We start from the raw sequence: 12,183 nt of genomic DNA on the forward strand, positions 1-12,183 counted from the left end.
TTTATTATAAGATAATTACATTATTAATTCTCTTATAAATCACCACTGCCTTCCTGGATCATCTGCCATATTATTAAGAGTTCCTCTCGGATATAAAACAGAGTAGTGATCCATTAAAGGATCGTTATTAGTCTTTGTAAGTTGTGGAAATACAAATAAAACTTTAAATTCTTCTCCTACTTTATAACCTATAATTTCTTCTCCATTATACTTTACATCATATTCTGGAGTTCCAAATTCCTTTTTTACCATTGAAAGAGATATTTTCTTTAAGCTGCTATCAAAAGATCTAACTTCAAAAATTTGAGTGCCTTTATTAAATCCAAATACTACGTTGTATTTTGAATAAGTTGCATAATTGCCCTTTGCTTTTGGAACCCAATCTGTTTTATCTGCTTTACCCCATTTTTTTTCTACATCTTCGATAATATTGGATTTAACTTGAAAATCACAATTAATGATTTTTCCTACCTTTGCTAAATTTCTAATATTGTCAAGTAATATCTTTTGTGAACTATCTTGTCTTATTGGTTTATTTGAGCTATCTTCAGAATTTGTTGTTGAACTATTGTTTGAAGAAGTTTTATCAATGGTTCCTCCCGACTTAACATCAGTGTTATTTGAGACCTCAGTCTTGTTTGAATCATTATTCTTATTATCGTTTAAAGGTTTTGTTGTACTTGAACATCCTACTATAAGGCTTAAAAATATGGCTAAAATGCTCCATGTAATTGACTTCTTACTAAATAATAAAATCATGATAACTCTCCTTTTATTATACTTACTAAAAATTATAGGGATTCAGAAAGTAAATTTTCAAAGGTACTATAGGCTTCAGTATAAGTAAAAATCAAATACTTTAAATTCATTAAGTTTGATCCACCTTTCACTTTTTCATCCTCCAAATGTAATCTATATTTACAGACTACAACTGTGGGAGTCGTCTGTCAATAAACAACTCAACTTCCATATAGGCTCGTTACCATATTATTATAATCTTATACCTTTCATAACTTTATAGTTAATTTTTGTCATTCATTTAATTATTAAATTGTATTATAATAGTTATGTAAATATATAAAATACATTTTTTTATTAAGGGGCGATAAAATGAATAAACGTTACATAGGCTTACTGGCCTCATCTCATTTTATAGTGGATATATTTCAAGGGGCACTGCCTGCAATGCTTCCATTTTTGATATCCAATCGTAATTTAAGCTATGCTGCTGCTGCAACCTTGGTATTTGCAGCAAATATAAGTTCTTCAGTAATTCAACCATTGTTTGGATTTTATGCTGATAAAATTTCTATTCCTTGGCTAATGCCTATAGGTGTTTTAATGGCAGGAATAGGAGTTGGTCTTGTAGGTGTACTTCCAAGCTATCCACTTATATTAATTGCAGCTGCTATAAGTGGTATAGGTAATGCTGCTTTTCACCCTGAAGGCACCCGTATAGTGAATAGTATGTCTGGGGAAAAAAAAGGAACAGGAGTAAGTACCTTTGCCGCTGGCGGCAATATGGGATTTGCTGTAGGTCCTATACTTACTACTTCAATTATACTATTATTAGATTTGAATGGTTCTCTACTTCTAATTTTGCCTGCTGTAATAGTTTCTCTAATATTATTTGTAAAAAAATCAGACTTATATAAGTATGAAAATACTAAAACTAATAATATATTAAATTCTTCTGAAACAGTTAAAGATGAATGGAATTCCTTTCTTCGTCTTGGAGCCGCAATTTCCTGTAGGTCCGTTATATTCTTTGGTCTTAATACCTTCCTTCCACTTTACTGGATAAATGTATTTGGCCAATCTAAAACTGCAGGTAGTGCTGCCTTAACTATATTAATTGTTACCGGTGCTATGAGCACTCTTGTTGCTGGTCGTTTAGCAGATAAATTCGGCTACAAAAAAATAATTGTAATGGGTTATGCATCACTTATACCGCTTTTATTTATCTTTATAAATATTCAAAATGTGAAACTAGCAACTTTAATGCTAATACCTATAGCTATAGGATTATATGCACCTTATAGCCCAATGGTAGTTTACGGACAAAAATATTTACCAAATCATATAGGTTTAGCTTCTGGAGTTACTTTGGGACTTGCTGTAAGTGTTGGAGGCGTATTTGCTCCTATACTAGGGTGGATTTCTGATAACTACAGCATTCATTCAGCAATTTCCTCTCTTGCAATAATACCTATTATCGCAACAATAATAAGTATTAGTTTACCCATACCTCAAATAGATATAAATACAAAAAAAGTTAATATTGAATTGACTGATTAATGTAAAAACTAAGACTATAGTACAGTATTCCTGGCTATAGTCTTTTGATAATTTTATCATCATTTATACAACTTGTTTTTATAATATCCCTCTGAAAGATACAGTGCTCCTAAAGGATTGTGTGCAAGTACTCTATCCTTAACTGCAAAAACAGTTATAGGTGCATCAGAACATTTTATAAATAGCGAGTCATGTCCTACACATAATCCCAGCATAATATTCAATTCTGTTTTTGCACTATTTAGAAAATTAGCCTGTCCTATAGGATTGCACATCGGCTCATAAGTTCCTGGTCTTACCTTTTCATTATCTTTAATGTTCAAATATTCCTTAGGTATGCTTCCATTTTTGCACACTATTGAATCAACATCAAAGCCATTGTGCCTTAATATTTTACATAACATCTTTGCTTCATTACTTAAACCTATACAAAATGCTACTCCAAGCTTTTTAAATCTGCATTTGTTTGCAAAATCCATTATCTCTTCAAGTCTTGTTTTTTTACAATATCCTTCTGCTTCAACTAATGCAGAATTGTACGCTAATTTATAGCTTTCTTCTGCAAGATATAATTTCTTTATATTTTCCTGTTCCCCTTTTTCATTGCATGGACAATTAGTAGGTAACTTTTGCAGTTCTCCCTTTTTACAGTGATGTTCACTACACATAGCACAAGTATATAACATATTCCCACCTCAATTTTGTTATTTAAAAATTTATATTTTTCTCCTTCTTCCATTTTATCTATATTAATTATACTACTATATTCATATTTAATTACTCATAATTTATTATATTAAAGGACTAGCTAAGTATTTTTAGCTAGTCCTTTAATATTAGATATTCAATTTATTTTGAAAACCAATTGAAATTAAACTTTTTCTTACAACACTTCTTTTTAAATTTGATATGGTGTTTCTTGATAAACATAGTAATTTAGCCAATTTGAAAATAGCAAACTTGCGTGAGCTCTCCACCTTACTACTATATCTTCATTTGGATTATCGTCTAAAAAATAATTCTTAGGTACATCCATTTCAAGTCCTCTTGAAATATCTCTATTATATTCTGTCTTTAAAGTTAGTGGATCGTATTCTGAATGTCCAGTTATAAATATTTGCCTTTCATCTTTTGAAGTTACTATATATACCCCTGCCTCATTTGATTCAGCTAAAATTTCAAGTTCATTGACTCCTTCTATATCTTTTCTTAAAATTTCAGTATGTCTTGAATGGGGAGCATAGAACTCATTATCAAATCCTCGCAAAAGTTTAACTTTTTTGTTTAAAACTTTATGACTAAAAACACCAAACATTTTTTTAGAAAGATGATACTTTGGAATCCCAAAATGCTGATAAAGTCCTGCTTGTGCTGCCCAACATATATGAAGGGTTGATGTTACATTAGTTTTAGAAAAATCCATAATTTCCTTTAACTCATTCCAATAATCTACATCTTCAAAATCCAAATGCTCAATAGGGGCTCCTGTTATTATCATTCCATCGAATCTTTCCTCTTTAACATCTTTAAAAGAGTAATAGAAGCTCTCTAAGTGTTCTTCTGATGTATTTTTTGATTTATGTTCCTCTACATGTAAAAGTTTTATATTTACTTGCAGAGGAGTGTTACCTAAAAGTCTTAAAAGCTGATTTTCTGTTTCAATCTTAGTTGGCATTAAATTTAATATTGCTATTTTTAAAGGCCTAATATCTTGATGTAATGCTCTATTTTCATGCATTACAAATATATTTTCCTCTGTAAGAAGCTTTGCTGCTGGAAGATTTTCTGGTATTATAATTGGCATATTTGCATTCCCCTTATCTCATTAATTTTAAAATTACTTTCTCAAATTATATAAAAGCAATAATTAAAAAAGTTAATTTTTAATCTAAATTTCCTAGAGCTTGATTAAAATCCTTTATAATATCTTCAATATCTTCAATTCCTACAGAAACTCTTATCAAATCCGATGTAACTCCTGAAGCTAACTGTTCTTCTTCATTAAGCTGTCTATGAGTGGTACTTGCCGGATGAATTACTGAAGTTCTAGCATCTCCTAAGTGCACAACTAGAGCTGCCAATTTTAATTTTCTAATAAACTGCTTTCCAGCTTCAACTCCACCTTTTATTCCGAAGGTTAAAATACCACTAGCCCCTTTAGGTAAATATTTTTTAGCTAAATCATAGCTAGAATGACTTTGGAGGAAAGGATAACTTACCCAACTAACCTTTTCATGATTTTCTAGGTACTGTCCCAATTTTAAAGCATTATAGCTGTGCCTTTCCATTCTTAAATGAAGTGTTTCAACCCCTAGGTTGAACAAAAATGCATTAAAAGGACTTGTGCAAGCCCCCAAATCTCTTAATAATTGAACACGAGCTTTTACTATATATGCTGCACTTTTAAAAGTTTCCACATATTTAATTCCATGATAACTTGGGTCTGGCTCTGTAAGGTCGGGATATTTCCCATTATCCCAGTTGAAATTTCCTCCATCTATGATAATTCCACCTATACTAGTTGCATGTCCATCAATATATTTTGTTGTAGAATGAATAACTATATTTGCTCCATGCTGAATTGGATTACATAAATATGGCGTGGCTAAGGTATTGTCCACAATAAACGGCACTTCTTTTTTCTTTGCAACTGTTGCAAGTTTTTCAAAGTCTAATATATTTAATCCTGGATTTCCTATGGTTTCTCCAAAGATTGCTCTAGTATTATCCTTAAAACAGCTTAATATTTCCTCTTCACTAGCATCAGGATTAACAAAGGTTACATTAATTCCAAACTTTTTTAAAGTTGTTGATAATAGTGAAAAAGTTCCTCCATAAAGAGTTGATGTAGCTACAATATGCTCACCGTTTTTACAAATATTTAATATAGATAGAGCAGTTGCAGTTTGTCCTGAAGATACTGCAAGAGCTCCAACACCACCTTCCAATTCATTAACCTTTTCTTCAAAGGCAGTTACAGTTGGATTACTTATTCTTGAATACATATGTCCTTCTGATTTCAAATCAAATAATGCTGCTACTTCATCTGGATCATTGTATTTATATGTTGTACTTTGATAAATTGGTAAAATCCTTGGTTCTCCTGAATTAGGCTTATATCCTCCTTGAACACATATTGTCCCCTTGTTAAAATTATTCTTCATTATGTTTCCCCCTTAAATTTATTTATATAAAAAATAAAAAACCGCTTTAATCTTACGATAAAAAGCGGTTATGTATAACTATACAATAGACTATTAATTTAGATAGTCTACTCCTCTTCTTATCTTCCAGGATATTTCCTGCAGGAATTAGCACATTTCCAGTTTAACATTTTAAACTAGCTGTTGCTGGGTTTCATCGGGCCAGTCCCTCAACCACTCTTGATAAGATTAATTTTTTATTTAATTTTAAATTAATTTAACACATAAATTTATAATATGTCAAGTGTTTTTTACTTTATATCTTATTTAATCCAATATTCTCATCGACTTTATTTGTAACTCTTACAATATATAACTTCAAGTTGCCTAAATCTTAAACTTTTGAACTATTTCATTTAATCTTTGAGCAAGTTCTGCTTGACTTTGTGCTGTTATTGCTACTTGATCTATAGCTTTTGTATTTTCATCCATACTTATCTTTATCGTTTCTGCTTCTGAACTTGATTTTTGTGAGGCATGTGCCATATTCAATACTGCTTCACTGACTTGCTCTACTGTGGCGGTAATTTCTTCTGCCATAGCTGCAATTTCTTCAGACATTTTGCTTACAAAATCCGAGTCGTTATAATATTGATCACCAGTTTGTCCATAGGCATAAATTGCTCCTGAACCTGTTTATTAATAAATTCTAATATATCGCTGCCTGTATCAATACTACTTTTAAATGCCTGCTGAACTTTAGAAATAGTATCTTGAATATTTATTACCGCTTGTGCTGATTGCTCTGCAAGTTTTCTTACCTCTTCTGCCACTACTGCAAAACCTCTTCCTTGCTCTCCAGCTCTTGCTGCTTCTATAGCGGCATTTAACGCAAGAAGATTAGTTTGTCCTGCTATACTTCCTATAGTATCTGCCATAACTTTTATGCTATCTACTACCTTTCCGTCTTCTATAGCCTTCAGCATATTCTTTTGTTTTTCAATATATATCCTTCGAGTTTCCTCTATAGCTTGCTGACTTTTATTTTTAACTTCTTTAGCTCTTTCTTTAAAGTTATTTGCATTACTGCTCCCTTCCATAGCTTTAGAAGAAAGTACATTAATACTTGAATCTACTTCTTGTGCAGATGCACTTATTTGCTGTGATGTAGCACTAGACTCTTGCATAACTGCAGCAATGCTATCTACTGCTTCATCAATAGTTTCTGCCTTTGTTGCTAATTCTTCAACAGTAGCCGAAAGTTCTTCAGAAGAGGCACTTATATCCTGTGAATTTTCCATAATTACTTTTACTAAGTTACTTACATTTTCCTGTGCTGTATTTAAAGCTACACCTGTTTGTCCGAACTCATCCTTCCTTGTAATATCAATTGGCTCTGTTAAATCATAGTTTGATAATCTTTGTGCCAAATTCTTTATCTTATTCAATGGATTCATTATATTTTTTACTATTACATATGCAATAAAAATTATTATTAAAAATGCTATTAGTGTATAAATTAAAGTGGTATTTCTAACTTTGTTAAATTGAGCTATGTTATCTATGTTATCCTGCTTTGCTAAACTTTCATTTATTTCAACGCACTTTTTTATCTTTTCAAACATACTATCTGTTATTGGTGATACAGCTGAATTATATAATTTAACTGCTTCATCATAATTATTAGCTTGGGCAAGTTCTATAACTTTACCTCTTGCTTCTCTATATTTTTCTAAATCATTTTTATAGTCAGCATAATTTCTTTCTTCTTCCTCTGATATTTCAGGTAAAGCTTGATATTCTTGTTCTAATAGTATATCTTTATTTGTTAAATCATCTATAGTTTTTATTTGTTCATTTAATTTTGACCTATCCCTCTCATAAACAATTCTAAGAATATTAGCTCTAATCTCATTTAAATTCCCCTTTGTTTCCTCCAAATTTTTGATAGATATTAAGTTATTGCTATACATGTTATTTGCGCTTTTACTTATTTTTGCAGAACTAAATACTCCTTGCGCACCAATTAAAAGTATGAAAATACATATTATTGTAAATACCATATTAAGTTTTTTCTTTACACCTAAATTATTAAAAAATTTCATTTTATTGCTCCCCTTTTTTGAAAATCTTAACTCTAAAAATCCCATGACAAATAACCCTTTAACCTAATGGTTAAATGGCTATTTATTGAAAATCTACATGAATCATTTCAATCCCCTCCCTCTATTTCTCGTAGAGTTTTTGGCAGCTTAAAATAGGCAGGTATTCTGACTTGAGCGTCAACGCTTTTTCACCCTTCCCAGAGCTATCCAGTGGCAATTGAAAAAACTATTCTCTTACAGCGGCGAGACCATGTGGGATTTTCACCCAGATTCTCTTATACTCAATAAATTACTTATCTATTGAACCTATTTTAAAATTATTCAATTAATTATTTAAAACTGTCATCCTTAAACATTAGGATTAATACATAATTTATTATCTATCAAACTAATGCTTTATTTACAAATAACATTTATTAGTACTTTATAACATATTTTCTCATTTCTCTATAAGTTTAACCTCATTTCTGCAATATTTCAACATTTTTCCCATAATATTTTTAACAACTCCTACATTTTATCACAAATATGCTTAAATTATATAAGCTTATTTATATACAATAATGGCGTAAAACAAATAATAACTTTATCTAAAAAAGCTAGTCGTTATATAACGACTAGCTTTTAACTTCTAAATATTGCTTTGTATTATGAAAGTACAAATTTTAATTTTTCAATTTATAACTTACATATAACTTATTTCTTATTCTCTTCTTCAAATTTTTTCATAAATTGAACTAAAGCTTTTACACCTTCTATTGGCATAGCATTATATATACTTGCTCTCATTCCTCCGACAGTTCTATGTCCTTTTAAGTTTTCAAATCCAGCTGCTTTAGCTTCCTTTACAAACTTAGCATCCAATTCATCCGATCCAGTTATAAAAGGTACATTCATTAATGAACGATCCTTCTTTACAACTGTTCCTTTAAACATGCTGCTTGAATCAAGATATTCATAAAGTATTGCAGCCTTTTCTTCATTAATTTTCTTCATTGCTTCTAGTCCACCCTTATTTTCAAGCCATTTAAACACTTTCCCACATATATATATTCCATATGCTGGTGGAGTATTATATAATGAATTATTATCTACATGAGTCTTGTATTTCAACATAGTTGGAGTTCCCGGTAGTACATCCTCAGTAATTAAATCCTCGCGAATTATTACTATAACAACGCCTGCAGGACCTATGTTCTTTTGAGCTCCTGCAAATATAAGACCATATTTAGTTACATCTATTGGTTCAGATAAAATATCTGAGGACATATCCGCAACTAGTATCTTATCTCCTGTATCTGGCAATTGATTATATTTAGTTCCATAAATTGTATTGTTATGACATATATACACATAATCTGAATCATCAGAAATCTTTAACTCTTTTAAATCAGGTATGTATGAGTAATTCTTATCTTCTGAAGAAGCTATAAGATTAACTTTTCCATATATTTTTGCTTCTAACATCGCCCTTTTTGCCCATTGACCTGTATTAATGTAGTCTGCAACCTTATTTTTCATCAAATTCATTGGAATCATTGCAAATTGCTGATGTCCTCCACCTTGAAGAAATAACACTTTATAATTATCAGGTATGTTCATTAGATCTCTTAAACACTTTTCAGCATCTCCAATAATCTTTTCAAAAGCCTTAGAACGATGACTCATCTCCATAACTGACATACCAGTGCCATTATAATCTAACATTTCCTCTGCTGCTTCTTTAAGTACCTTCTCTGGTAATACAGCCGGACCTGCAGAAAAATTATATACTCTTGACATAAAAAGCCCCCCTTTTGTTTTGATAACCTTGATTTATATATTATAGTATAAAATTCATATTATGTACTACTGTAAATATTTAAATTAATTAGAATTGTTACTATTACTTTTATCATGAACAACCTGGTCAATTACAATAACCAACGTCAATAGGAATGGATGATTTTCTTCATCAATAATGTTTACTCCGTAGGTATCTGCAAAAGTAAACCACTTTTTATTAACAGTTGCAACTATTCTTTTGTTTTTTATTACTTGAAAGCTATAGGAAAAAATATCTCCATTCACTTCATATTCTCCAAACTTACTTTCTATAGAAAACTTTGGTTTAAAAAAGGTAAGCTCCTTTTTCACCTTCGCTACTTGTATATTACTTTGAAAAATATGATATTCCGGTAACAGCTTAAATAGATTTTGTTCAATATAAAATAACTGATTGCCATCTAGATCTTCTATAGCTAATTTATCTCCAATTGAAAAGAATTTTCCTTTTACAACAAACCAAGGTCTGTCACTTTCATCCTTGATTATAAAATTATCTGCAAAACTAAAAACTTTCTGCCGAATCTTATATTTCATTTAATCTCCCCCTATTCTAGCCCATTAATTATTTTAAATATTATATCATATATGTAGATTTTTAGCCTTATATGATTACACCCACGAAGATTCTATACTCTTGTCACTTCCTCTACACTTTACTATAATATATAATGAAACAACTCTAGGAGGATTTTCAAATATGAAAATGATATTTTTCGATACAGAAACAACAGGTTTAAGACCAGGCAGCATATGTCAGCTCAGCTATATTTTCGTTGACACCAGTTTAAAACCAACCAAAACTATTGGTAAAAATATTTTCTTCACCGTGGAGTATGTAGAGCCAAGTGCAGAAAAAGTTCATGGTTTTAGCATTGAAAAGTTATACGAATTAAGTAATGGTAGATATTTTGAGGATTGTCTTGAAGAATTTCTAGTAGACTTTCAAACTGCGGATGTTATCATAGGTCATAATGTTAATTTTGATATAAATTTTTTGACTTCTGAATTAGAAGGATGTGGAGAAGACTTTAATTATAAACATATATTTTGCACTATGAATTATTACAAAAATATATGTAATTTTAAAAATAATCATGACGCTATTAAAGCACCTAAACTTGAAGAAGCTTTAAGGTTTCTTAATATAGAAAATTCTCATATAGATACCTTAAGCAAAAAACTTTTTAACGAAACAGGAAGCTTTCACGATGCTAGATTTGATACCACAGCTACATATTTGCTAGTTACAGAAGGAATAAAAAAAGGATATATCCCACCAAAATATTTTACTAATATGGTTAATGGTATTTAAAATATTCCTCTCTGCCATTAGTCTAAAAAGGTATGGGACAGGCTCTATTACGATGCTTGCCTCATACCTTTATATAAGCTTGTCATGTTGGTGGCACTCAAGATATAGCACATAAAAAAGCACCCTACATCATTGGAAGATGTTTTCTATGGTTGAGGTTATTTTATTATTAAATACACTATCATATAGTTTTACTAAGTATTTCTCCCGGCAGCCCATCAATTTCACATATTTTTTCTGAAATAAAACCATTACTTAACAATATCTTTTTTGATGCTATATTATTAGGATCTATTATTGCTGTAATTCGATGTAATACTTTTAATTCTTTGGCCTTATTTAGCTGCATTTTTGCAATTTCACTTCCATATCCCTTTCTCCAAAATTCAGGAAGTAATAAATATCCAAGTTCTGCTTCACTTAAGTCATCTTCATTTATCTTCAACATTGATAAACCTATAAAGTTATTTGTGGTTGTTTCAAAAACCTTAAAGCTTCCAAAAGCTTTATGTCTTTTATTCCTCTCTAATAATAGTTTAAAGTTACTTCTTGCTTCATCCAATGGAATTGCTCTTTCTGTAACCATTGCCATTACTTTTTCATTAGAAACTAAAATAAAATAATGTTTAAAATCTTCGTCTGATAGGAATTTTTCTACATAAATTCTATTCATCATTTCACCACTCCTAGCTCATTACATAATACGCGCCTCGGATTCTGCACGTTTTATAATCTCTTCTACAGTTTCTTCAGGAGTCATATTGGATGAATCTAGCCAAAGTCCTACTTTTGGATTTTCATTTATCAGTACTTCATGAAGAGGTTTAACATCCCAGGTTGTATATCCTGTTTTATTACGCCTTCTTTCTCTTTCTATCACTGAACCAATATTTGGATTTAGTGTAATATAGTATACTGGCTTCGATTTAAATGCCTGAAGAAAAGAATGAACTTCTTTTCCTAAGTAAGTATCCTGTACAACAACGGAAAATCCAGCTTCATAATACATATCTGACACTTTTGCTGCCATATTATAACGAAGTATCAATTGCTCTAAAGCACTTTGAGAATAATCAGGTGTCATGTCAATATTTCCTTTGACAATCATCTTTCTAAATATATCACCATGCACATGAACACCCTTATCAAAATGTTCTGCCAACATCTGTGCAATTGTAGATTTTCCTGAAGCCATTATTCCAGTTATAATATAGATTCCTTTTCTAACAGTCATATGAATTTCCTCCTTATTTACATCACTTAATCTATAGTATAGCAAAATTTTATTGATTTCCAACAATTTATGCATATATCACTTCTGTTAACCTTTATAATTTTCCCGCTAATTTATACTCGACCCATTATTCAAATTAAAAGCCCCCATGCTCATAATTAGCATAGGGGTTTTTAACACTGAAAACTCAAATATTTATGAAAACTATGGATTTTTCGCTCTTGTTGACATAACTATATATTATAAATGCTAGTTTTTAGCTTC

Annotated in this window: 10 protein-coding genes, 1 pseudogene and 2 riboswitches; of the genes and pseudogenes, 2 read left to right on the forward strand and 9 right to left on the reverse strand. The window is 30.6% G+C overall.

Going from position 1 to position 12,183, the window contains the following annotated elements:
• Window positions 1–39 precede the first annotated feature (39 nt).
• A complete protein-coding gene (locus DP68_RS10850; protein ID WP_035309327.1) occupies window positions 40–759 on the reverse strand; it encodes a YjgB family protein in 720 nt (239 codons plus the stop codon).
• Between the two features lie 351 nt (window positions 760–1,110).
• On the opposite strand from DP68_RS10850, the gene DP68_RS10855 reads away from it, so the two are divergent.
• Window positions 1,111–2,298 carry an MFS transporter gene (locus DP68_RS10855; protein ID WP_035309329.1) on the forward strand — a complete coding sequence of 396 codons (1,188 nt, stop codon included), beginning with the start codon at window positions 1,111–1,113 and terminating at the stop codon, window positions 2,296–2,298.
• Window positions 2,299–2,357: 59 nt separating this feature from the next.
• On the opposite strand, the gene DP68_RS10860 is transcribed toward DP68_RS10855, so the two are convergent.
• The 6 genes and pseudogenes from DP68_RS10860 to DP68_RS10885 form a co-directional block, all read right to left on the reverse strand.
• Window positions 2,358–2,984 carry a DUF1847 domain-containing protein gene (locus tag DP68_RS10860; protein ID WP_035309331.1) on the reverse strand — a complete coding sequence of 209 codons (627 nt, stop codon included), beginning with the start codon at window positions 2,982–2,984 and terminating at the stop codon, window positions 2,358–2,360.
• 212 nt (window positions 2,985–3,196) lie between these two features.
• A complete protein-coding gene (gene metA / locus DP68_RS10865; RefSeq protein WP_035309333.1) occupies window positions 3,197–4,102 on the reverse strand; it encodes a homoserine O-succinyltransferase in 906 nt (301 codons plus the stop codon).
• 79 nt (window positions 4,103–4,181) lie between these two features.
• Window positions 4,182–5,465, reverse strand: a complete 1,284-nt coding sequence (locus DP68_RS10870) for an O-acetylhomoserine aminocarboxypropyltransferase/cysteine synthase family protein (RefSeq protein ID WP_363330954.1) — start codon at window positions 5,463–5,465, stop codon at window positions 4,182–4,184.
• Window positions 5,466–5,578: 113 nt separating this feature from the next.
• Window positions 5,579–5,691, reverse strand: a riboswitch (SAM riboswitch).
• Between the two features lie 137 nt (window positions 5,692–5,828).
• Window positions 5,829–7,546 (reverse strand): annotated as a pseudogene (locus DP68_RS10875) (methyl-accepting chemotaxis protein).
• Window positions 7,547–7,683: 137 nt separating this feature from the next.
• Window positions 7,684–7,871, reverse strand: a riboswitch (cobalamin riboswitch).
• Window positions 7,872–8,242: 371 nt separating this feature from the next.
• A complete protein-coding gene (serC, locus tag DP68_RS10880) occupies window positions 8,243–9,328 on the reverse strand; it encodes a 3-phosphoserine/phosphohydroxythreonine transaminase (RefSeq protein ID WP_035309337.1) in 1,086 nt (361 codons plus the stop codon).
• 84 nt (window positions 9,329–9,412) lie between these two features.
• Window positions 9,413–9,907 carry an LURP-one-related family protein gene (locus tag DP68_RS10885; RefSeq protein WP_035309339.1) on the reverse strand — a complete coding sequence of 165 codons (495 nt, stop codon included), beginning with the start codon at window positions 9,905–9,907 and terminating at the stop codon, window positions 9,413–9,415.
• A 163-nt stretch (window positions 9,908–10,070) separates the two neighbouring features.
• Here DP68_RS10885 and DP68_RS10890 point away from each other — a divergent pair, with 163 nt between their 5' ends.
• Window positions 10,071–10,685 carry a 3'-5' exonuclease gene (locus DP68_RS10890; protein WP_035309342.1) on the forward strand — a complete coding sequence of 205 codons (615 nt, stop codon included), beginning with the start codon at window positions 10,071–10,073 and terminating at the stop codon, window positions 10,683–10,685.
• Between the two features lie 181 nt (window positions 10,686–10,866).
• On the opposite strand, the gene DP68_RS10895 is transcribed toward DP68_RS10890, so the two are convergent.
• Together DP68_RS10895 and DP68_RS10900 are read right to left on the reverse strand one after the other, a co-directional pair.
• Window positions 10,867–11,361, reverse strand: coding sequence for a GNAT family N-acetyltransferase (locus DP68_RS10895; RefSeq protein ID WP_291548629.1), 495 nt, complete (start codon window positions 11,359–11,361; stop codon window positions 10,867–10,869).
• A gap of 18 nt (window positions 11,362–11,379) precedes the next feature.
• Window positions 11,380–11,919, reverse strand: coding sequence for an AAA family ATPase (locus DP68_RS10900; protein WP_035309343.1), 540 nt, complete (start codon window positions 11,917–11,919; stop codon window positions 11,380–11,382).
• Window positions 11,920–12,183 lie beyond the last annotated feature (264 nt).

This window comes from Clostridium sp. HMP27 (assembly GCF_000765165.1).
Classification (GTDB): domain Bacteria; phylum Bacillota; class Clostridia; order Clostridiales; family Clostridiaceae; genus Clostridium_AK.

Coding starts and splice junctions, on each gene's coding strand:
- DP68_RS10850 (WP_035309327.1), bottom strand. CDS start 759: ATGATTTTATTATTTAGTAAGAAGTCAATTACATGGAGCATTTTAGCC.
- DP68_RS10855 (WP_035309329.1), top strand. CDS start 1,111: ATGAATAAACGTTACATAGGCTTACTGGCCTCATCTCATTTTATAGTG.
- DP68_RS10860 (WP_035309331.1), bottom strand. CDS start 2,984: ATGTTATATACTTGTGCTATGTGTAGTGAACATCACTGTAAAAAGGGA.
- metA (WP_035309333.1), bottom strand. CDS start 4,102: ATGCCAATTATAATACCAGAAAATCTTCCAGCAGCAAAGCTTCTTACA.
- serC (WP_035309337.1), bottom strand. CDS start 9,328: ATGTCAAGAGTATATAATTTTTCTGCAGGTCCGGCTGTATTACCAGAG.
- DP68_RS10885 (WP_035309339.1), bottom strand. CDS start 9,907: ATGAAATATAAGATTCGGCAGAAAGTTTTTAGTTTTGCAGATAATTTT.
- DP68_RS10890 (WP_035309342.1), top strand. CDS start 10,071: ATGAAAATGATATTTTTCGATACAGAAACAACAGGTTTAAGACCAGGC.
- DP68_RS10895 (WP_291548629.1), bottom strand. CDS start 11,361: ATGATGAATAGAATTTATGTAGAAAAATTCCTATCAGACGAAGATTTT.
- DP68_RS10900 (WP_035309343.1), bottom strand. CDS start 11,919: ATGACTGTTAGAAAAGGAATCTATATTATAACTGGAATAATGGCTTCA.